This is a genomic window from Myxococcus sp. AS-1-15 (assembly GCF_020037055.1).
GTDB lineage: Bacteria > Myxococcota > Myxococcia > Myxococcales > Myxococcaceae > Myxococcus > Myxococcus fulvus.
In genome coordinates this window covers 128,762-149,564 of sequence record NZ_JAIQDF010000019.1, presented here as the reverse complement: position 1 = coordinate 149,564, position 20,803 = coordinate 128,762, and the positions used below count along the sequence as shown (strand labels likewise).

General features: G+C 70.1%; 16 protein-coding genes and 2 tRNA genes. 15 read left to right on the top strand and 3 right to left on the bottom strand.

What is annotated here, in order from left to right; translation table 11 throughout:
* From K8625_RS37350 to K8625_RS37330, 5 genes are all read left to right on the top strand, one after another.
* Positions 1-324 (top strand): polymer-forming cytoskeletal protein, encoded by a 324-nt coding sequence (locus K8625_RS37350; RefSeq protein ID WP_002636698.1) that lies wholly within the window; start codon positions 1-3, stop codon positions 322-324.
* Positions 325-327: 3 nt separating this feature from the next.
* Complete coding sequence (bacP, locus tag K8625_RS37345) at positions 328-1,023, top strand: bactofilin BacP (RefSeq protein ID WP_223785390.1); 696 nt, start codon at positions 328-330, stop codon at positions 1,021-1,023.
* 352 nt (positions 1,024-1,375) lie between these two features.
* A complete protein-coding gene (locus K8625_RS37340; RefSeq protein WP_223751664.1) occupies positions 1,376-2,275 on the top strand; it encodes a ParB N-terminal domain-containing protein in 900 nt (299 codons plus the stop codon).
* Positions 2,275-2,841 carry an orotate phosphoribosyltransferase gene (pyrE, locus tag K8625_RS37335; protein ID WP_074955483.1) on the top strand — a complete coding sequence of 189 codons (567 nt, stop codon included), beginning with the start codon at positions 2,275-2,277 and terminating at the stop codon, positions 2,839-2,841. Before K8625_RS37340 ends, pyrE begins: the two co-directional genes overlap by 1 nt.
* A complete protein-coding gene (locus tag K8625_RS37330; protein ID WP_223751663.1) occupies positions 2,838-3,470 on the top strand; it encodes a hypothetical protein in 633 nt (210 codons plus the stop codon). Before pyrE ends, K8625_RS37330 begins: the two co-directional genes overlap by 4 nt.
* 19 nt (positions 3,471-3,489) lie before the next feature.
* On the opposite strand, the gene K8625_RS37325 is transcribed toward K8625_RS37330, so the two are convergent.
* The 3 genes from K8625_RS37325 to nadB are packed head-to-tail and all read right to left on the bottom strand — an operon-like array spanning position 3,490 to position 6,405.
* A complete protein-coding gene (locus K8625_RS37325) occupies positions 3,490-4,083 on the bottom strand; it encodes a TIGR00730 family Rossman fold protein (RefSeq protein WP_223785389.1) in 594 nt (197 codons plus the stop codon).
* Position 4,084: 1 nt separating this feature from the next.
* A complete protein-coding gene (locus tag K8625_RS37320; protein WP_223785388.1) occupies positions 4,085-4,810 on the bottom strand; it encodes a rhomboid family intramembrane serine protease in 726 nt (241 codons plus the stop codon).
* A gap of 5 nt (positions 4,811-4,815) precedes the next feature.
* Positions 4,816-6,405 carry an L-aspartate oxidase gene (gene nadB / locus K8625_RS37315; protein WP_223785387.1) on the bottom strand — a complete coding sequence of 530 codons (1,590 nt, stop codon included), beginning with the start codon at positions 6,403-6,405 and terminating at the stop codon, positions 4,816-4,818.
* Positions 6,406-6,492: 87 nt separating this feature from the next.
* Here nadB and K8625_RS37310 point away from each other — a divergent pair, with 87 nt between their 5' ends.
* The 10 genes from K8625_RS37310 to K8625_RS37265 all read left to right on the top strand — a co-directional run bounded on the left by K8625_RS37310 (position 6,493) and on the right by K8625_RS37265 (position 20,737).
* Positions 6,493-7,182 carry a lytic transglycosylase domain-containing protein gene (locus K8625_RS37310; protein WP_223751659.1) on the top strand — a complete coding sequence of 230 codons (690 nt, stop codon included), beginning with the start codon at positions 6,493-6,495 and terminating at the stop codon, positions 7,180-7,182.
* Positions 7,139-9,004 (top strand): tetratricopeptide repeat protein, encoded by a 1,866-nt coding sequence (locus tag K8625_RS37305; protein ID WP_223785386.1) that lies wholly within the window; start codon positions 7,139-7,141, stop codon positions 9,002-9,004. Before K8625_RS37310 ends, K8625_RS37305 begins: the two co-directional genes overlap by 44 nt.
* Before the next feature lie 10 nt (positions 9,005-9,014).
* Complete coding sequence (gene pgsA, locus K8625_RS37300) at positions 9,015-9,704, top strand: CDP-diacylglycerol--glycerol-3-phosphate 3-phosphatidyltransferase (RefSeq protein ID WP_141324607.1); 690 nt, start codon at positions 9,015-9,017, stop codon at positions 9,702-9,704.
* A gap of 78 nt (positions 9,705-9,782) precedes the next feature.
* Positions 9,783-9,857 (top strand) — tRNA-Gly (locus K8625_RS37295).
* A gap of 93 nt (positions 9,858-9,950) precedes the next feature.
* Positions 9,951-10,025 (top strand) — tRNA-Gly (locus K8625_RS37290).
* Between the two features lie 219 nt (positions 10,026-10,244).
* Entirely contained in the window at positions 10,245-11,027 is a 783-nt protein-coding gene (locus tag K8625_RS37285) for an ABC transporter permease (RefSeq protein WP_223785385.1), read from the top strand.
* Positions 11,028-11,036: 9 nt separating this feature from the next.
* Positions 11,037-12,329 carry an ABC transporter ATP-binding protein gene (locus K8625_RS37280; protein ID WP_223785384.1) on the top strand — a complete coding sequence of 431 codons (1,293 nt, stop codon included), beginning with the start codon at positions 11,037-11,039 and terminating at the stop codon, positions 12,327-12,329.
* Positions 12,330-12,404: 75 nt separating this feature from the next.
* On the top strand, positions 12,405-16,217 hold the full coding sequence (locus tag K8625_RS37275) for a glycosyltransferase (protein WP_370642020.1): 3,813 nt from the start codon (positions 12,405-12,407) through the stop codon (positions 16,215-16,217).
* A 273-nt stretch (positions 16,218-16,490) separates the two neighbouring features.
* Positions 16,491-18,452: a class I SAM-dependent methyltransferase gene (locus tag K8625_RS37270; protein WP_223785383.1), complete on the top strand. Its 1,962-nt coding sequence runs from the start codon at positions 16,491-16,493 to the stop codon at positions 18,450-18,452.
* Positions 18,449-20,737, top strand: coding sequence for a glycosyltransferase (locus K8625_RS37265; RefSeq protein WP_223752196.1), 2,289 nt, complete (start codon positions 18,449-18,451; stop codon positions 20,735-20,737). The genes K8625_RS37270 and K8625_RS37265 overlap by 4 nt, the downstream gene beginning before the upstream one ends.
* Positions 20,738-20,803 lie beyond the last annotated feature (66 nt).

The window sequence follows — 20,803 nt, the reverse complement described above, 5'->3', positions numbered from 1 at the left end:
ATGGCGAATACGGTCATTGGTTCGAGCATCGTCATCGACGGAGAGATTTCCGGAGACGAGGACCTGGTCATCCAGGGCACCGTGAAGGGGAAGATCTCCCTCAAGGAGAGCCTCTACGTGGAGGGCAGCGGCGTCGTCGAGGCGGACATCGAGACGCAGAACGTGGAGATCGCCGGCCGGGTGACGGGCAACATCGTCGCCAGCGACAAGGTCGAGCTGAAGACGGACTGCCGCGTGGTGGGCGACATCAAGGCGCCGCGCATCCTCATCGCCGATGGTGCCTCCTTCAAGGGCAACGTCGACATGGACATGAAGGAGCGCTGATTCGTGGCCACCCCGAAGGAGTTGAGCGGTAGCACCGCCGTCAACAACACCGTGGTGGGGCCTTCCATCCTCATCAGCGGCCGGTTGACGGGCGACGAGGACCTCACCGTCCGGGGCCGCGTGGAGGGAGAGCTGACGCTCAGCCGCACCCTCATCGTGGAGCCTTCGGGTGTGGTGAAGGCGAACGTGGCGGTGAAGAACGCCATCGTCAGCGGCGTGGTGGTGGGCAACATCAACGCCACGGAGAGCGTGGAGCTGACCCGCGAGGGCCGCATGGTGGGCGACATCCACGCCCCGCGCGTCATCATCGTGGACGGCGCCAGCTTCCGCGGCCGCGTGGACATGGGTGACGTGGAGCCCGGCCGTCTGCCTTCGGAGCGCCCCGTGGTGGCCCGTCCCACGGCCGTGACGCGGCCGACGACGGCGACCCCCGTGCGCACCACGACGACGCCCGCCCGCCCGCCGACGCCTCCCGCGCGTCCGCCGGCGCCCCCGGCCCGTCCCACGACGCCCGCCGCGGCGCCCACGACGGTGGCCCGCCCCTCGAGCAAGCCTCTGCCGCCGCCGCCGCCCCCCCGGGCCGAGACGCGTCCGACGCCGCCGCCCGTGGAGCAGACGACTTTTGCCGAGCCGCCAACGCCCTTCTCGGTGGGTGCTGGCGCCAAGAAGAAGGTCGTGGTGAAGAAGAAGACCCGCTAGAGCACACAGCCCGCGCCGCCGGAGTCGGTGGCGCGGCAGTGGGCAGACCAGGGGTGCCACCATGGACGCCGAGCACAGGGTTGACGGAGAGGAAGGGATGCCGGGTTCTCCGGAGGGTGGCTCGTCGTCCGCGCCCGAGGCGATGTCGGCGCGGGGCGATGGCGCGAGCCAGGACGACGTGCCGTCAGAGTCGTCGCGTATAGAGGGAGCCGTCGGGGAGTCCGCCCCGGTCGATTCCCCCGCGCCCGAAGCGGGTGCGTCGGCGCCGGAAGGCGGTTCACCGGAGTCCCAGGCAATCGCCGCCGAAGGCGCGCCCAGCACGGGCGAGCCCGAGCGGAGCATGGAGTCGTCGGTGGGTTCGTCGGAAGAGTCCCAGGAGAAGTCCCCGTCGGAGGCCTCGAGCAGCGAGTCCGCGGCGTCGTCGGAGCCCGCGACCTCCGAGGGCGCTCCCCGCCAGGAGTCCGCGGAGGCGTCGTCCACCGATGGGGCGCCTGGCCAGGAGTCCGCGGCGTCGTCCTTCACCGGAGCGCCAGGCGAGGAGTCCGAGGCAGCGTCCTCTGAGGGGGCCCCGGGCGGGGCCGAGGCGTCCGGAGCGGAGGAGGACGAGGAGTCCGAGCTGCTCGCCGCGCCCGAGGAGCGCCTCGCGGGGCGGGTGGTGACGGTGTTGATGCCGCTGGAGCGCCTGGAGGACGAGTCGGCGTACCGGCTGCGGCCCGAGGGGGACGTGTCCGGGCTGGCCACGGACATCGCGCGGCTGGGGCAGCTGTTCCCGGTGGACGTGCGTCCCCGGGGCAACGACCGCTACCAGCTGGTGTGCGGGTTCCGTCGCGTGGCGGCGCTGCGCTTCCTCAAGCGCGACGCGGTGCAGGCGCGCGTGCACACCGACCTGTCGGACGAGGACGCGCTCCTCATGTCGCTGGCGGAGGCCATCCACGCCACGCCGGTGGAGCCGGAGGTCCTCGAGGCCAAGCGCGACCAGCTGGAGTCCGAGGGGCGGTTGAGCGCGGCCGTGGCGGACATGCTCGCCAAGGCGCTCGCCACGGACGAGTCGCTGGCGCCCGAAGGGGTCGAGGAGGAGATCGACGCCGACGAGCTGGCCTCGGACGTGTCGCAGCGGCTGGGCGCCATCAACCAGGACCTCTCGCTGCTGGCGGACGTGTTCGCGTCGCTGGACGAGTCACGCCGGGCGGAGCTGTTGATGCAGTTGCGGTACTCGTCGGAGCTGGTGGCGTACCTGGAGGGCCTGTCGTGATGGTGGATGCTCTCGCCCGAGACCGGGCCCGGCTGCTGGAGCTGCTCACGCAGCGCTCCTTCGAGCGTCGCCGCGTCGTGCTCTCGTCCGGCAAGGAGTCGGACTTCTACATCGACTGCAAGCGCACGGCGCTGCTGGCCGAGGGGCACTTCCTCATCGGTCGGCTGTTCCTGGACGCCATCCGCCGCGAGGCCCCGGAGGCGGTGGGCGTGGGCGGGCTGACGCTCGGCGCGGATCCGCTCGCCTCGGCGGTGAGCCTCACCGGCTACCTCTCCAGCTACCCGCTGTCCGCGTTCATCGTCCGCAAGGAGCCCAAGGGCCACGGCACCGGCCAGTGGATCGAAGGCCTGAGCGGGCTGGGCACGGGCGCGAAGGTGGCCATCGTCGAGGACGTGGTGACGACGGGCGGCTCCACGCTGAAGGCCATCGAGCGGGCCCAGGCCGAGGGGCTCACGGTGCTCGGGGCGTTCGCCCTGGTCGACCGGTTGGAGGGAGGGCGCGAGGCGGTGGAGGCCGCGGGCCACCGACTCACCACGCTGTTCACCCGCAAGGACTTCATCCCTTGAAGAAGCTGCTCGCGACGGGAGCGCTGCTGGGAGCGCTGGTCGGCTGTTCCTCCCTGCCTCCCATCGCCGTGGGCGAGCAGGCCCCCACGCTGAAGGACGAGAACGCGGAGTCGCGTTACCGGGCGTTGCTCGCGAAGTACACGGGCCACCAGGAGATCTACGACGGCTTCGACACGCGCCTGTTCGCGGGGGCGACGCTGCAGACGTGGACCTTCCGCGAGGCGCGCGTGAAGCGGCAGGCGGCCTTCCAGGTGCTGCCCGAGGCGAAGGTGGCGGAGCTGCTCGCCGAGGAGCGCGCCGAGTCGTCCCAGGTGCACGAGTTCTTCCTGGGCGTGCACGTCAACGACTACCGCTACCTCGACTTCGACTTCCGTCGCTCCATCTGGCGCCTGGCGCTGGTGACGCCCGCGGGTGAGGTGACGCCCGTGCGCATCCGCCGCCTGGGCCGCGCGGACCTGGAGATGCGCGCCTACTACCCGTACACCAACGTCTTCTGGGTGGGGTACGAGGTGCAGTTCCCCACGGTGATGGCCAGCGGTCAGCCGGTGATTCCGCCGGGCACCGAGCACGTCACCTTCCGACTGGCCTCTTCGCTGGGGCAGGCGGAGATGAAGGTCTCCGCGCAGTAGCAGGACAGCTCGCGCCTCATCAGGTCTGCTCGGGGCGCTTGAGCCACTTCTCGGTGACGGTGAGCGTGGGGCCGGCCTGCAGCCGCTCCAGCAGCCCGGCCGGTGAGGCCTCCACCGCGAAGGGCAGGGCCTGGGATTCGGGGACGAAGCCCTCGGTGGCCAGGTGCCTGGACAGCGCCACCAGCGGCTGGAAGAAGCCGCGCGTGTCGAGCAGGCCCATGGGCTTCTGGTGCAGGCCCAGCTGCGCCCACGTCACGATTTCGAAGAGCTCGTCCAGGGTGCCGAAGCCGCCGGGCAGGGCGACGAAGGCGTCCGCGCGCGTGGCCATGAGGGCCTTGCGCTCGTGCATGGAGTCCACGCGGATGAGCTCGGTGAGGCCCAGGTGGGCAATCTCCCGCGCGCCCATGAAGTGGGGCAGCACGCCCACCACCTGGCCGCCCGCGGCGAGCGTGGCGGCGGCGACGGTGCCCATGAGGCCCACGCTCGCGCCGCCGTAGACGAGCGTCATCCCCCGGCGGCCCAGCTCCGTGCCCAGCTCGCGCGCGGCCTCGGTGTACTCGGGGCGGGTGCCCGGCCTGGAGCCGCAGAAGACGCAGACGCTGCGCACGGACATGTCAGAAGGCTCCGCGCCGCTCGGGGTGCGCCGCGTAGAGCGCCACCAGGGCCGAGAGGAACAGGATGATGGGCAGCGCGAGCGCGTACACCTGCCGGCCCTGCCGGAGGGCGATGCCGCACGGCAGGCCGAAGAGGAAGCCGCCCAGGTGGCCCGACCAGCTCACGAAGGGCAACAGGCTGAGCACCGCCACCTGCACCAGCCAGATGCCCAGCTCCCGGCGCCCCTGCCGCGTGGCGATGGGCAGCATGGCGCCCGCCCAGCCCAGAATCATCCCGGACGCGCCCACCATGGGCGTGTTGAAGTTGAACAGCAGCGAGAACACGGACGAGCCCAGTGCCGTGACGAGCGACAGGCCGAGGAAGCGCAGCGAGCCGATGCCGCGCTCCAGCGTGAAGCCCAGCGTCACGACGACGGACATGTTGAAGACGAGGTGGAGGATGCCGCCGTGCTCCAGCGCGCACGCGAGCAGCCGCCAGTACTGGCCCTCCTGCACCGCGGGGCCGTACAGCGCGCCCAGCGGGAGCTGCCGCGCGGTGAAGGACGGCAGCTGTCCGGCTTCCTCCAGGAGGAAGACCGCCACGCACAGCCCGATGATGGCGTAGCAGACCCACGGGCGCGGCTGCGGGGCCTGGGGCGGGGGAGGCGTGCCGAACGGATGGCCTCCGCCGCGAGGCTCAGTCCCGCCACCTGGCGCGTCGAGGATGTGTCGCGGTCCGGAGGACATGTCCCTCACAGCTCCCGGGAAAGGGTGGTGTCTCGCAGCCAGTGGTGGTCATCGGGATGCGGATAGTCGAGGGTGAAGTGCAGTCCCCGACTCTCCTTGCGACGGCTGGCGCAGTCGACGATGAGCAGGGCCACATCGGCGATGTTGCGCAGCTCGATGACGTCCCGGGTCACCTCGAAGCGCCAGTAGTAATCACGAATCTCCTCGCGCAACAGCTCCAGCCGGCGTCGCGCGCGCATCAGCCGCTTGTCCGTCCGGACGATGCCCACGTAGTTCCACATGAGCCGGCGGATCTCGTCCCAGTTGTGGCTGACGACGACGCTCTCGTCGGACTCCACCGCGCTGCCCGGGTCCCACTCCGGCGGGTCCTCGCGCGGGGTGGGCAGCGACGCCAGCTCCTCCGCCGCGACCTTCACGGCGCGCTGACCGAACACGAGCCCCTCCAGCAGCGAGTTGGACGCGAGCCGGTTGGCGCCGTGCAGTCCCGTGCAGGACACCTCGCCGATGGCGTACAGGCCCGGCACCGACGTGCGCCCGTGCAGGTCCGTCACCACGCCGCCGCACTGGTAGTGGGCCGCGGGGACGACGGGGATGGGCTGCACGGCCATGTCGATGTTGAACGCCTTGCAGGTGGCGTAGATGTTGGGGAAGCGCTCGGTGAGGAACGCCCGGCCCATGTGCGTCATGTCCAGGTAGACGCACTCGTCGCCGGTGCGCTTCATCTCCGCGTCGATGGCGCGCGCCACCACGTCGCGCGGGGCGAGCGCGCCCAGCGGGTGGTAGCGCTCCATGAACGTCTGCCCGCCCTTGAGTCGCAGCTTGCCGCCCTCGCCGCGCAGGGCCTCGCTGATGAGGAAGCTCTTGGCCTCCGGGTGGAAGAGGCAGGTGGGGTGGAACTGGTAGAACTCCATGTTGGCCACCTGCGCGCCCGCGCGGTACGCCATGGCGACGCCGTCCCCCGTGGCCACGTCCGGGTTGGACGTGTACAGGTACACCTTGCCCGCGCCGCCGGTGGCCAGCACCGTCACCTTCGCGAGGAACCGCTCGATGCCGCCGTTCTCCAGGAGCGCGTACGCGCCCAGGCAGCGGCTGCCGCCGGGCCTGGGCTGGCGCCGGTCCAGGATGAGGTCGATGGCGGCCGTGTTGGCGAAGAAGGTGATGTTGGGCGTCTCGTCGCACCTGGCGAGCAGCGCGCGCTGCACCTCGCGCCCGGTGATGTCACCCGAGTGGATGATGCGCCGCGCGGAGTGGCCGCCCTCGCGCGTCAGGTCGAACTCGCCGGAGGTCTGCCGGTTGAACTCCGCGCCCAGCGTGACGAGCTCCCGCACGCGCTCGGGGCCCTCGCGCACGGTGACCTCCACCGCGTCCCGGTGGCACAGGCCCGCGCCCGCGACGAGGGTGTCCTCGATGTGGGCGTCGAAGGAGTCGGTGGGGGCCAGCACGCTGGCGATGCCACCCTGGGCGTAGGCCGTGTTGCTCTCGCCTCGCTCGCGCTTGGTCAGCACCGCCACGGTGCCATGCCGGGCCGCCTGGAGGGCGAAGGAGAGGCCCGCCACGCCGCCTCCCAGGACGAGAAAGTCGAACCGATGGGGCATGGCCAACAGCCTTAACGACTGTAAGTGCTGGAAACAAGGCGTTTTCTTGAGGACTTTCCGGCGTGTGTCTAAGGTTCGAGGGCCGATATGCGAGCCATTCCCGCGCTCATGCTCTGTGCCGTGCTGGGCCTCCCGTCCTGGGCGGGCGCGTCCGAGTCCATCTACCGGTACGTGGAGAAGGACGGGACCATCGTCTACACGAACGTGCCGCCGACGGGCTCCAAGGGCGCGAAGAAGATGAAGGGGGCGTTCACCCAGGCGCCGGCGAAGAGCCGGCCGGTGGTGGGGCGCTCCCGCACGCCGCCGGACCTGGACCCGCACATCGCGGCGGCGGCGGTGCGCTACCGCATCCCGACGGCGCTCGTGCGCGCCATCATGCACGCGGAGAGCAACTTCAATAAGAACGCGCTGAGCCACAAGGGCGCGAGCGGACTGATGCAGTTGATGCCGGCCACGGCGTCGGACATGTACGTGAAGGACATCTTCGACGAGCGCGACAACATCGAGGGCGGGGTGCGCTATCTGCGCGTGCTCGCCAACATGTTCGACGGCGACATGGTGAAGATGATTGCCGCGTACAACGCGGGCCCGGACGCGGTGAAGCGCTACGGCGGCAAGGTGCCCCCGTACGAAGAGACGCAGGGGTACGTGCGCAAGGTGCTCCAGCTCTACTACCACTACAAGGAGCGCGAGCGACCCGCCGAGAGCGGACCCCGCGAGCTCACATCCCAGAATGACGACGCGCGTGAAGGGGCGGCCGGAGACGAGCCCCGCTGACGACGAGTTCCTCCAACAGCTCCAGCGTGGTGGAGAGCTGCTGGCGGCCAACAAGGTCATCGAGGCCAGGAGCTTCCTGGAGCGTGCCCACCAGCTCCAGCCTCGCAACGAGAAGGCGCAGAACCTGCTCGGGCTGTGCTTCTTCAAGCTCGGCATGTTCGACAGGGCGGCCGAGCTCTACGAGATGCTCGTGCGCGACAACCCGGTGGACCCGACGCTGCGGGTCAACCTGGGCCTGGTGTACCTGAAGACGAACGCGCTGCAGCGCGCGGTGCGCGAGTTCGAGACGGCCACGGACCTGTCGCCCGAGCACCAGAAGGCGCAGAACTACCTGGGCCTGGCGCTCGCGCAGATGGGAGAGTACGGCCGCGCGCGTGAGCACTTCCTGCTCGCGGGCAGCGACGCGATGGCGGAGAAGATGTCCCGCGCCATCGCCGGGGAGAACTTCGCCCGCGCCACGCCCGCGCCCGTGCCGCCGCCCGCGGCGCGGGTGGAGAGTCCTGCCCCCGTGCGGGCTCGGTCCCCGGAGCCCGAGGAAGAGGAGATCCGCTTCGCCGAGGACGAGGGGCCGAGCGCGCTCGGTGGTGGTGAGTCGGAGTCCTCCGCGTCGCAGTCCCCCGAGGAGGCGGGGAGTCCGTTCACGACCGCTGGCCCTGTCGGCACGTCGGGGGGGGCGCTCTCCGCGTCGGGGTCGTCCGGAGCGACTGGCGCGCCGGGAACCTCGGTGGCCGGTGGCGCGCTCTCCTCCTCGGGAGCGTCCGGAGCGGGTGGCGCCTCGGGAGCGTTCGCAGCGGGTGGCTCACCGGGGAGTTCAGGCCCGTCCGGGGTCGGTAGCTCGCTGGGAGCGTCCTCGGCGGGTGGTGTGCCGGGTGCGACTGGCGCGGTCGGTTCTTTGGTCGCGTCCGCCTCGGTCGGAGCCGTCACCGCTTCGGGCGCGTCGAACGTGGCGAGCCAGGGTGCCGCGGTGGGTTCGCCGCCCATCCACGGGGCGTCGGCCTCGGCGGGCGCGTCCCTCCAGACGGGCTCGAGCACGTCCTTCGCGTCGGGTTCCTCCGCCACGGCGGGCACGGGCCCCACCTCGGACGAGACCTCCGCCGCGACCTCCTCGGTGCCGCTGTCCCGGCTGCAGCTCACCAAGGTCGCCGCGCGGCCCGCTCCGACGCGTGAGGCGACCTCCTCCGCGCCGCTCCTGTCGGTGCTGGCGCCCTCGCTGGCCCTCGAATCGGAGCGGGGGAGTGGTCCCTTCGCCCTCGGCGAGGGCCGCTTCCGCATCGCCGTGGAGACGGAGCTGCTCACCCGGCTGGACGGCCTGGTGGCCCTCGAGGGGCAGCTCGCGTTCCAGCCGGAGATGAAGCGCTTCCGGGGCCGGGCGACGGACAAGCCCTTCGGTGAGGGCGCCTCGCGCATGGTGCGCGCCCGGGGCCGGGGCGTGCTCCACCTGGAGCCCTCCGAGCGCCGCACGTTCCTGGCGGTGGACCTGGGCGAGGACTCCGCCTACTTCCGGGACGAGAACGTCTTCGCCTTCGAGGAGCCGGTGATGTTCGAGAATGGCCGGGTGCCCTCCGACATCGCGCCGGACCTGGACCTGGTCCACCTGCGCGGTCAGGGGCAGGTGCTGCTGAGCCTGCCCGGGCCCCTGCGCTCGGTGGCGGTGCGCCTGGATGCGCCGGTGACGGTGCCGCTGACACACCTGGTCGGGTGGCAGGGCAACCTGACGCCTCGCGTGGTGCCGCTGCTCAAGTCCGCCTCCGGCGAGTCGCTGCGCACGGCGGTGGAACTGGGGGGCGAAGGTTTTGCCCTCATCGCCCTTGGGGTCCGCTAGAAGGCGCGCCATGGCCACCGACCGAGCGATTCGCAAACAGCGCAAGCGGGAGGAGCGGGCGCGCCGGCGCGCCGAGCGCAAGCCGAGCGTGCTGGTTCAGGAGTTCTGGAACCTGCCCAACATGCTGACGCTGGGGCGCATCTTCCTCATCCCCCCGTTCGTCTGGCTCATGTACGACGGGGACCCGCTCAGCTCCCTGTTCGCGGGGCTCGTCTTCGCCGTCGCCGCCATCACCGACGTCATCGACGGCTACCTGGCGCGCAAGTGGAACCTCATCACCGTGGTCGGCAAGTTCATGGACCCCCTGGCCGACAAGCTCATCGCCATGGCGGCCCTGGTGATGATGGTGCGGCTCGGACGCATCGCGGCGTGGGTCGTCATCGTCCTGCTCGCCCGCGAGCTCATCGTCAGCGGCCTGCGCACCATCGCGGCCAGCGAGGGCATGGTCATCGCCGCCGGCCAGGAGGGGAAGTGGAAGACCTCCCTCCAGCTCGTGGGCATCATCTCCCTGTGCGTCCACTACGTGCACCCGCTGACGCTCGGCTCGTTCAGCACGCCCGTGGACTACAACCTCGTGGGCAAGGTGCTCGTCTACCTGTCCGGCGCGTTCTCCGTCTGGAGCGCGGTCGTCTACTTCCGGGCCTTCCTCGCCATGCTCGCGAAGCGGGGAGACGAGGCGCCGATCGCGAAAAGTGTTTGACGCCGTTGGGAGGCCTCTGTATACCCCACCTCACTTCGGGCGCGGCGCTGACGCGACGCGGCTGAAGCGGTGCCTGATGCGGGAATAGCTCAGCGGTAGAGCATCGCCTTGCCAAGGCGAGGGTCGAGGGTTCAAATCCCTTTTCCCGCTCCAAAAGAAGGCCCCTTGGGAAACCAGGGGGCCTTTTGTTTTCACCTGAGAAGGGTGCGGGCGCCGGAAGGTTGAGATGTCGTCGCGGTCCATGATGCGGGAATAGCTCAGCGGTAGAGCATCGCCTTGCCAAGGCGAGGGTCGAGGGTTCAAATCCCTTTTCCCGCTCCAGAACGAAGGCTCCCAGGGAAACCCGGGAGCCTTTTTGTTTTCTCACGCAATGACTCGCATCGCATGCGTGGCGGCCCCGCGGGGTGGGACGGCCGAGCGTGCGTCAGGGCCGGCTGGACGGAGGGGAGACGACCCTTCGCGAGAGGGCACGAGGGAATCGTGCGGGGTGTATGGCTTGCCTCGCACGCACTCGGGCCCTGCTATATGAAGGGCCCCCTCATGATTCGCCTCGTCCGAGAACTGTACCAATACCGAGGCCTGCTCCTCAGCCTCGTCCAGCGTGAGCTCAAGGCCCGCTACCGCGGCTCGTTCCTGGGCTTCCTCTGGACGTTCCTGAATCCCACGCTGCACATGTTGGTGTACGCGCTGCTCTTCACCATGGTGATGCGGCAGAACATCCCCAACTACCCGTACTTCATGTTCGTGGGGCTGCTGCCGTGGATCTGGTTCACCTCGTCGCTGACGGCGGGCGCCAGCGCCATCAGTGACCGGCGCGACCTGATGACGAAGGTGCGCTTCCCGGCCCAGGTGCTGCCGACCACGGTGGTGATGACGAACCTGAGCAACTACGTGCTGTCGCTCCCGCTGATGCTGACCCTGGGGCTCATCTACGGGCAGTACCCCACCTGGCACGTCATCGCGTTCCCGCTGGTGGTGCTCATCCAGCTCATCTTCACGCTGGCGCTCACGTACATCGTCGCGGCCATCAACGTGTCGTTCCGGGACCTGCAGCACATCGTCGGCAACGTGCTGACCATGTGGTTCTTCCTCACGCCGGTGCTGTACCAGGCGAGCACCATCCACGACGAGAGCCTGCGCACGACCATCCTGATGGCCAACCCCATGGCCAGCTTGATGCTGTCGTACCAGGCCATCTTCTACGAGCACCGCCTGCCGGACGCGGGCCCGCTGGCCGCGCTGGCCGTCGTGTCGGTGGTGCTGCTGTGGGGCGCGTCCGTCCTCTTCGAATCCCGCCGCGAGGACTTCGCGGAATCCATCTGAGCCGTCGCCATGCAGGAACCCCTCGACGCCATAGTGCTGCGCGATGTCGTGAAGAGCTTCCGGAAGAGGACCATCCGGGGTGAGTACACGACCTTCAAGTCCGAGCTGCTGCGCTGGTTGCGCGGCAAGAACAAGCCGAAGGAGGGGGGGCTCATCACCGCCCTGCGCGGCATCAACCTGCGCATCCCCCGCGGCAAGACGGTGGCCATCATCGGCCGCAACGGCTCCGGCAAGAGCACGCTGCTCAAGCTCATCACCGGCATCTACACGCCCACCTCGGGGGTGATGGAGATCAACGGCCGCATCTCCGCGCTCCTGGACCTGGGCGCGGGCTTCCACCCGGACTTCTCCGGCCGGGAGAACATCCTCATCAACGGCATCATCCTCGGCATGTCGCGCACGGAGGTGCGCGAGCGGATGGATGACATCATCGCCTTCAGCGAGCTGGGCGAGTTCATCGACGAGCCGGTGCGCACGTACTCCAGCGGCATGTACATGCGCCTGGCGTTCGCGGTGGCCACGCACGTGGACCCGGACATCCTCATCGTCGACGAGATTCTCGCGGTGGGCGACGAGCACTTCAGCAAGAAGAGCCTCGCGAAGATGACGGAGTTCAAGAAGCGCGGGAAGACCATCGTCCTGGTGACGCACGACCTGGGCACGGTGGAGAAGTGGTGTGACGAGGTCGCGTGGATCGACGGTGGCTACATCCGCCGCGTGGGCCGCCCCTTGGACGTCGTGGCCGAGTACAAGCAGGCCATCGCCCTGGCGGAGGCACAGTCCGCCACCTTCACGCCGCCGGCGCTGACCGAGGACGGCGGCGCGCTGCCCCAGGTCAACGTGCCCGTCGAGGACGGCCCCGTGCGCCTGTCCGGCCTGCGGCTGACGTCGCCGGGCGGCGCGGAGGTGGCGCGGCTGTCCCCGGAGGTGGCGGTGGAGGTCTGCGTGGACTTCTCCGTCCAGGGGCCGTGCGCGGACCTGGAGTTCGAGGTGTCGCTCCAGTCCCCGGAGGGCCGGGCGCTCTACGAGACGAGCACGCGCGTGGAGTCGGTGCCGCTGCCGAAGGAGCTGCCGTCCTCGGGGCGGATGCGCTTCGTGCTGGAGCGGCTGGGCCTCTTGGCGGGCACGTACGTGTGTGTGGTGTCGGCACGCACGGCGCAAGGGGTGTCCCGCGAGCGCTGCACCTTCGAGGTGAGCTCCTCGGTGGCGGAGCGCGGGGTGTTCCGTCCGGCCCACCACTGGGTGGTGGAGCCCGTCGCGGTGCAGCTCCCCCCCGCGCTCGCGGGTGGCGGCCGTCCCTGAGTCATTCGGGTTGGCGGGAGTCGTCAGGGGGCGTATCCGTGCGGCCGGCACGCGAACGAGAGAGGCGGTACGGCGGTGAAGACAGTGCTGGAGAAGCTCGCCGGTGATTCACAGGCGCCCGACGCGGCGCCGGGCGCCGGGGAGCTGGCGCGGATGGTGGCCGTGGTGCGCTCGCTGCTGGAGGCGCGCCGCCCGTGTCTGCCCGGGGCCTGCGAGGACGTGACGGCGCTGGAGGGCGCGCTGCGGCTGCTCACCCAGCAGCTCTACCGGGCCCGGCCGGAGGGGGCGCACGCGCTGTCCCCGCTGCAGGAGGCCTCGCGGCTGGCGGTGCCGCACGAGTTCGCGGTGCCGGACTCGCACCGCGCCACGCTGGGCCGCGTGGTGACGGCGACCAAGCGCGCCTTCATCGAGGGACTGCACCCGTTCCACGTCGAGTCACTGCGTCCTCAGGCCGACTTCAACAAGGCCGTGGTGCGCGTGCTGGAGTACCTCACGGTGCACCGCGCGCTGGGCCTGCGCGAGGACGTGTCGGCCTGGGCTCGCGCACAGCTGGCGCCCAAGGCGGACCCGACGCGCTGGCGGGTGGCGCGCTCCCACCGGGGCGGCGCGCTGGGCTCGGTGGTGGAGGCCGCCAAGCGCTCGTACCTGTCCGCGGCGGGGCCCGTGCTGGAGGGGCTGCTCAAGGGACAGTCGGCCTGGAACGCGGCCATGGTGGAGGCCGTCGTCGCGGCGGCCAGCCCCACGCCGCCCGACGAGGCCACGGGCGCCCGGTGGGTGGCGGGGCTCGTCGAGCACAATGACCCGCTGCGGCCCGAGGCCCTGCCGCGCCCGCTGCGCGCGGGGGCGCCCTTGTGGACGGAGCTGTTGCGTCGGCAGACGCGCTTCAACGAGCAGGCGGTGCTGGCGCTGGCGGGCGTGCTGGGCACGCGCACCCCCGCGCCCCGTCCCCCGGAGCTGGGTGACTACGAGGGCTGGTGCGCGGGCCGGGAGCCGGCGGACCTGGAGGCTGCGCGCGAGGCGCTCGGGACGCTGTCCTCGCGGCCCCGGGTGACGCTCGTCACGCCCGTCTACAACACGCCCGAGTCCTTCTTCCGCGAGTGCGCGGACAGCGTGCGGGCGCAGCTCTACACGGAGTGGGAGTGGGTGCTCGTCGACGACGCCAGCACCGCGCCGCACGTGGCGGGGATGCTGCGCGAGGCGGCGGCGGGGGACGCGCGCATCCGCGTGGTGACGTTGGAGCAAAACGGCGGCATTGCTCGGGCGACGAACGCGGGCCTGGCGGTGGCGACGGGCGACTGGGTGGGCTTCCTGGACCACGACGACACGCTGGCGCCGCACGCGCTGGCGCGGATGGTGCTCGCGGCGGAAGCGGAGCCCTCGCTCGAGGTCCTCTACAGCGACGAGGACCGGCTGGACTCCGAGGGCCGGCGCACGGCGCCGTTCTTCAAGCCGGACTGGTCTCCGGACCTGCTGCGCTCGGTGAACTACGTCTGCCACTTCCTCTTCGCGCGGCGGCGGTTGATCGAGGCGGTGGGGGGCGTGCGCGAGGGCTTCGACGGCTCGCAGGACTTCGACCTGATGCTGCGGCTGAGCGAGGCGGCGCGCGGCATCGGCCATGTGCCCCAGCTCTTGTACCACTGGCGCGCCAACCCGGCGTCGTTCTCCAGCCAGGCGGCGGGGCTTTCGAAGGCGACGGACGCGGGCGAGCGCGCGCTGCGCGAGCACCTGGCGCGCAAGGGCGAGGCGGCCGAGGTGTCCAGCCCCGCGCCCACGCAGTACCGGGTTCGCTATCCGGTGAAGGGCACGCCGAAGGTGTCCATCATCGTCCCGTTCAAGGACCGGCCGGACTTGCTGGAGCTGCTGGTACCGGGGCTGCTCTCGCGCACGACGTATCCGCACTTCGAGGTGCTGCTGGTCTCCAACAACAGCACGAAGCCGGAGACCTTCGCGCTCCTGGAGCGGCTGACGGACCCCCGGCTGGTGAAGCTCACCTGGGACTTCCCCTTCAACTACCCGGCCATCAACAACTGGGCGGCGAAGCAGGCCACGGGCGAGCTGCTGCTCTTCCTCAACAACGACATGGAGGTGGTGGACCCGGGCTGGCTGACGGAGCTGGTGTCGCAGGCGCAGCGGCCCGAGGTGGGCGCGGTGGGCTGCAAGCTGCTCTTCCCCGAGGGCACGGTGCAGCACGCGGGCGCGGTGGTGGGAATCACCGGCATGGCGGGCCACCCGTTCTGGCGGCTGCCGGACGGCCCCATCTCCACGCCGTTCGGCCACACCGAGTGGACGCGCAACTGGCTGTCCGTCACCAGCGCGTGCGTCATCTTCCGGCGCGACGTCTTCGAGGGCCTGGGCGGCTTCGACGAGCGCTTCCAGGTCTGCGGCAGCGACGTGGACATCGGCCTGCGGCTCAACCAGCGCGGCCTGCGCGTGGTGTACACGCCGCACGCGCGCCTCATCCACCACGAGTCCGCCAGTCGCCGCGCGGACGCCGTGCCGGAGTCCGACTACTGGTGGTCCTACGTGTCCTACCGGCCCTGGCTGGGGGAGCGCGGAGACCCGTTCTACAACCCGAACCTCTCGCTGCTGGGCACGGACTGCTCGCTCCGACGTCACCCGGAGACGGGCGAGACGCTGGCCCTGCGCACGCTGACGCACGACGTGCCCAGCGCGCAGGACCCGGCCATGGAGGCGCGGGCGCGGGCGCAGCGCCACCTGGTGGAGCACCTGGGCGAGCTGGACTTCACGCCCGAGCAGGCGGCGGCGTCCCGCGAGTCGGCGGGAGCGGCCCTCTCGGCCCTGCGCGCGCGGGGGAAGGTGCGCACGGCCACCTGGTTCATCCCCGCGTTCGGCCACGTCTACGCGGGCATCCACACGCTGTTCCGCTTCGCGGACCTGATGCAGCGGCGTCACGGCGTGCAGAGCGACTTCGTCGTCTACGACAAGCCGGGCGCGAGCCCCGGGGACTTCGAGGCCAGGGCGGCCACCGTGTTCCCCGGCGCGGCGGGGGCCTTCCGCGTGCTGGCGGGGGCGTCCGCGCTGTCGGAGCTGCCCGAGTGCGACCTGGCCATCGCCACGTACTGGACGTCCGCGTACCAGGTGCTGCGCCACCCGCGCGCGGCGGTGCGCGCGTACTTCGTGCAGGACTACGAGCCGATGTTCTTCGCGGCCGGCACCCAGTCCGCGCTCGCGGAGCAGACCTATCAGCTGGGGCTCCAGGGAATCTTCAACACGCCGGGCCTGCGCGACACGGTGAAGGCGCTGCATGGCATGGACGGCTTCGCCTTCGAGCCCGCCGTGGACTCGGCGCTCTTCCATGACCGGCGTCCGGCGCGCAAGGGCCCGGTGCGGGTGTTCTTCTACGGACGGCCCGGCAACGAGCGCAACGGCTTCGAGCTGGGCCTGGCGGCGCTGGCGCGGCTCAAGCGGGAGCTGGGCCCGGCGGTGGACATCGTCACGGCGGGCGCCGAGTGGCATCCGGAGTCCTACGGCGTCCGCGGGCTGGTGACGAACCTGGGCGTGTTGCCCGCGGAGCGCACGGCGGCGCTCTACCGGGAATGCGACGTGGGTCTGTGCTTCATGTTCACCCGTCACCCGTCCTACCTGCCCCTGGAGATGATGGCGTGTGGCGTGACGGTGGTGACCAATGACAATCCCGCGAACCACTGGTTGCTGGAGGACGGGGAGAACTGTCTGCTGTCCGCGCCGACGGCGAGCTGCGTGCTCGCGCGGCTGCGCGCGGCCGTGACGGATGCCTCGCTGCGCGCGCGAATCGGTGCGCGCGCGGCGGAGCGTGTGCGCCGCACGAGCTGGGAGGAACAGGTGGACCTGCTGCTTGAATACCTGCTGACGCCAGACGTCGGGAGCGCTCGCGCCGCCGTCAAGTGAGGCACTCGCCCGGCCCGCTCGCTCGGATGTGGGCCAGGCGGGCGTCGGATGCGTCGGATAAGACAGGTGCCCGTGCGACTGGGCGCACCTCGTGGCTTTTACCCTTCACTGCCAGCACGTCCCTTGCCTGAGCGCCGCCAGTCATGGGAATGGTTGCAGGACTTACCGAACTTCGCTGGAAACGGACCCTCGGTCCATGTAGGCGGCGTCAATTCTCAACGGCCTATGTACAAAGACATCAAGAGCGAGCGCCCCAGCGGGGACTCGACGCAAATGAGCAAGGGGCTTCCATTGTGGACGCCGGCCGCCGGCCGCGCGCAGTGGGAGGCGGGGAACGCCGACGCGCAGGGCGCCAGGATTTACGGTCAGCAGGAGCGGGTGCTGAGCACGCTCATCCGCGCCGAGCAGAAGCGCCTGGACCGCTCACTGTCCGTGTTGGAGCTCGGCTGTGGTTTTGGTCGTCACGCCGCCTATGTCACCCGTCTCTCGCACGTCCAGTACCATGGGTATGACGCCTCCGAGTCCATGACGGAGCCGCTGCGTCGCGAGGCGCCGAACCTGGCGAAGGATCGCATCTTCTTCGGCGAGGATCCGCTCACCGCGGTGGGCGAGCGCCGCTTCGACGTGGTCTTCAGTGTCGCCACGCTGCTGCACACGCCGGGGGACCGCATCTCCAGCCTGCTGGAACGCCTGGGGCGGCTGCTGTCGCCGGATGGCGTGCTGGTGCTGGTGGAGAACCCGCTGGTGCCCACGAGCGTGTGGGACGCCTCGCAGCACCCGGGCGGTTGGCTCCACGCCTTCGCGGACGCGCTGCCGCAGGGGTGGGACCTGCACCACGGGCCCGGCCTGGTGGACGGCCAGGACGTCTACGTGCTCAAGCGTCACGGCGGCGAGGGCCGCCGCTACTTCCAGCTCACGGGGCCGGAGTCGCCGCGGGACGAGTCGCGGCCAGTGACGCTGGAGGCGCTGCGCGAGCGTGCCATGCCCCAGTTCCTGGCGTGGGCGGAGCGGGCCAGCAAGTCCCTGTCGGGGGCCGCGGCCACGAGCGCCGACGCGAAGGTGGAGGAACTCACCGAGCGGCTGGCGGTGCAGACCGAGCGCTTCGCGCGTCGCCAGCGGCTCCAGGCGCTGTCCGATGACCTGGCGCGCCTGCGGGCCTCGCGGGTCGCGTTCCCGGACGCGCCCACGGCCTATGTTCCGCCCACCTCTCATCCGGGCTTCATCCTCAACGCACCGCTCGACACGCGCTGGTCCGCAGTCATGCCCCGGTTCGGGAAGCTGATGCATGTCTTCCATCAGGAGTGGCACGGCATCCGCGCCGCTGCTGGCTACATGCCGGGGCAGAAGCTGGCCATCACCTGTGAGCGCACGCTGGATGAGCGGGAGTTGCGTGCCTCGCTCGAGCTGGTCGAGCGCAGTGGCTGTGACACCGTCATCCTGCACGCGTTCTCACCCAATGCCCGCGACTTCGCGGTGCTGCTGCGCCGGACGCTCGGCTCGTCAGTGCGCATCCTGGCGCTGTGGCATGGCTCGTCGGCGCAGTTCCACTTCACGCAGGAACTCGACTACTTCTCGCAATTGGTCGACCTCAAGCGAAGCGGCGTCTTCGATGCGGTGGCCACCGTCAAGCCAGGCATGCACCTGCTGTCGCCGGACGTCTTTCCCCAGACAGTCATCAACCTGCCCCCGAGGCTGACGGACGCCGAGCGCACCGCCCCGACGCGCCGCATGACGCGCGCCGCGCTCATCCCCACGCCCAACGACTGGCGCAAGAACTTCTACACCAACCTCTTCGCCTGCCAGGCCTCCACGCGCATCGACGACATCTACGTCACGGCGTCCTACGTGATGCCGGAGTCGCTCCAGGGGCCACGTCGCGTCCACCACGTCGCGCGTCCTTCGCGCGCCGAGATGTTCGACCTGGTTCGCCGCTGCGACATCATCATGAACGCCTCTCTGTCGGAGTGTCAGCCCATGACGGGGCTCGAGGCGCTCGCGCTGCGCATTCCCTGCATCCATGGCGCGCTGAGCATGGGGGCGCTGGACTCGCATCCCTATCAGCGGCTCACCCAGATTGCCGGTGTGGACTCGGTGGAGGTCGTCGCGGCCGCCCTCGAACAGCTCGTGTCGATGCGTGAGCGAGCGCCCGAGGAACTGGTGGGGATGATGGCGGACTACGAGCGGACCGTGACGCTCGAGGCCGTCAGGGTCCTGGAGGCGTTCGTTCAGTCATGAGGCCGCGTCGCGTCTGTCTGGTCACCGACGAACTCCATCCGTTCACCGCGGGCGGCATTGGTCGTGTCGTCCACAATCTCGTCGAGGCCTCGCTCCAGCGCGCCGCGGACGTGGAGCTGCACCTTTTGCTCCCTTCGAGTGCTTCGATGGCGCCGCCCGACGTGGAGCGCTACTTCCAGGGCAAGGTGAAGGCCCACCGCTGCGCGCCCCGGCCGGAGTGGGAGGCGACCTTCGACGAGGGCGGCGTCTATCCTCCGGTGGGCGCCTTCACCGACACCTTCTGCCACGCCCAATCCATGGAGCTGATGCTCGAGCTGCGTCAGCTGGAGGCGCGCGGCCTCCTCTTCGACGATATCGAGTTCCCGGACTACCGCGGCTGGGCCTTCTGCTCCATCCAGGAGAAGCTCCTGGGCTGTGGTCTGCAGGGCGCGCGGATGGTGGTGCGGTTGCATTCGACGTCCGGGATGCTCGCGCCATTCGAACGTCAGTTGCCAACCAAGGAGCACCTCGGCGTCCACGAACTGGAGCGCAAGGCGCTGCTGGATGCGGACCTCGTCGTGGCCCACATCCCGGGAGTCGCGGAACTCAACCGCGCCTACTACGGCTTTGCGGAGAGCTGGCTGGACAAGGTCGTCCAAGAGTTCCCGCCGGTGGCGCCGAAGCAGGACTTCGTGCCGGTGCGAGGGGAGCGGGAGCCGGACCTCCTGTTCGTCACCAAGGTCCAGAACTTCAAGCGCGCGGACCTCTTCGTTCGAGGCGCGGCGGCGTTCATGCGTCACTGCCCCGAGTACCAGGGGAAGGCGGTGTTGGCCTGCCATGTCGCGAACACGGCGTTCCTCACGTGGATCCAGTCGTTGATTCCGCAGAGCCTTCGGGAGCGCTTCATCTTCACCGGGCCGGCCAAGGACCGTGACGCGATGATGCGCGAGGGCATTGTCGTCATCCCCTCCGACTACGAGTCGCTCAATCTCACCGCGTACGAGGCCTCCGCCGCCGGCGCGACGCTGGTGCTCAACGCCGGGTGCGTGGCCTTCGCGCCGGGCAGCCCCTTTGTCGATGGCGTCAACTGCCACACCTTCGATGGCTCGGTGGAGGGGCTCGTCGCGGCCATCGAGCGCGCGTGGCGCTCGGGACCGCTGCGCCCCGTGGAGTGGACGGCGGACGTGCCTTACTGGGAGAAGCCAGCTCCCCCACCACGAGCGCTCCAGCGGCTCGAGGGCGCGCGGCTGCCGCGGGTCAGCGTGCTCATCACGAATCACAACCTCGGGCGCTTCCTGCCAGAGACGCTCGCGAGCGTCGCGGACAGCAGCTACCCGGAGATTGAGGTCATCATCGTGGATGATGCCTCCACGGGGGCCTTCGACCATGAGGTCCTGAATCACATCGAGGAGTCCATCCGCTCCGGTGAGAGCGGTGTGAAGCTCATCCGCAATCCCGTCAACCGGGGGCTCCCCGCCTCGCGCAACATCGGCCTGGGCGCCGCGACGGGGGACTACATCCTCCCGCTGGATGCGGATGACTGCATCAGCCCGACGTTCATCCGCATGGCGGTAGAGGCCTTGGAGCGGCACCTGGAGTTCGATGTCGTGGTGCCGTCGACGGGTTACTTCGACTCCGACGAGGCGCGGGCCCGGCGTCGCTTCATCGACTACGCGCTCTTCATCGGGGATTGTCCGTCCCTGGGAATGGTTGCCAATCGCTTGGCATGCGCCACGTCGCTGATGCGCCGCTCGTTGTTCGAGCGCATGCGTTACAACGAAGCGCTGACGAGCTACGAGGATTGGGACCTGTACCTGCGGCTGGCGCACTCGGGGAGCCGCTTCCTGGTCACCAACGCGCTCCACTTCCACTACCGGCGGCGCAAGGGGTCGATGATCTCCGGCGTCAACCGGCGCCGGCACCTGGAGCTCTTGTTCCAGCTCCACCAGGGGCTCCCGCGCCCGCTGCCCGCGGGCTCGCAGTTGAGCGCCTTCCTGCTGCTCGCGGAGATGGCGGATACCGCCCACTCCACGGACGTGGCCAGTACCGGGGTGGCCGTGGGAGAGCCTCCGCTGCGCTACGGGGTGGTGGACACGCTCAACAGCGCGCTCAAGCGAGCCCCGGTGGTACACCGCCTGCTCAAGCTCGCCGCCAGTGGCCTGACCCCCGAAGGCGAGGAGGAGCGCCCCATGCGCTATGCCCTGGTGGACCTGGTCAACCGCACGCTCAAGCGGATGCCCGCCGTGCATCCCCGGATGAAGCAGGTGGTGCACACCACCCGCCAGTGGGGCCTCACCCGTCGCTGACGGGCGGCGGGGGCCAGACGGCCCGGTGCGGACGCGAGCTCGTGTCCGCCCGGGAGTCCAGGGGCT

Coding starts and splice junctions, on each gene's coding strand:
- K8625_RS37350 (WP_002636698.1), top strand. CDS start 1: ATGGCGAATACGGTCATTGGTTCGAGCATCGTCATCGACGGAGAGATT.
- pyrE (WP_074955483.1), top strand. CDS start 2,275: ATGGTGGATGCTCTCGCCCGAGACCGGGCCCGGCTGCTGGAGCTGCTC.
- K8625_RS37325 (WP_223785389.1), bottom strand. CDS start 4,083: ATGTCCGTGCGCAGCGTCTGCGTCTTCTGCGGCTCCAGGCCGGGCACC.
- K8625_RS37320 (WP_223785388.1), bottom strand. CDS start 4,810: ATGTCCTCCGGACCGCGACACATCCTCGACGCGCCAGGTGGCGGGACT.
- nadB (WP_223785387.1), bottom strand. CDS start 6,405: ATGCCCCATCGGTTCGACTTTCTCGTCCTGGGAGGCGGCGTGGCGGGC.
- K8625_RS37310 (WP_223751659.1), top strand. CDS start 6,493: ATGCGAGCCATTCCCGCGCTCATGCTCTGTGCCGTGCTGGGCCTCCCG.
- K8625_RS37305 (WP_223785386.1), top strand. CDS start 7,139: ATGACGACGCGCGTGAAGGGGCGGCCGGAGACGAGCCCCGCTGACGAC.
- pgsA (WP_141324607.1), top strand. CDS start 9,015: ATGGCCACCGACCGAGCGATTCGCAAACAGCGCAAGCGGGAGGAGCGG.
- K8625_RS37285 (WP_223785385.1), top strand. CDS start 10,245: ATGATTCGCCTCGTCCGAGAACTGTACCAATACCGAGGCCTGCTCCTC.
- K8625_RS37280 (WP_223785384.1), top strand. CDS start 11,037: ATGCAGGAACCCCTCGACGCCATAGTGCTGCGCGATGTCGTGAAGAGC.
- K8625_RS37270 (WP_223785383.1), top strand. CDS start 16,491: ATGAGCAAGGGGCTTCCATTGTGGACGCCGGCCGCCGGCCGCGCGCAG.
- K8625_RS37265 (WP_223752196.1), top strand. CDS start 18,449: ATGAGGCCGCGTCGCGTCTGTCTGGTCACCGACGAACTCCATCCGTTC.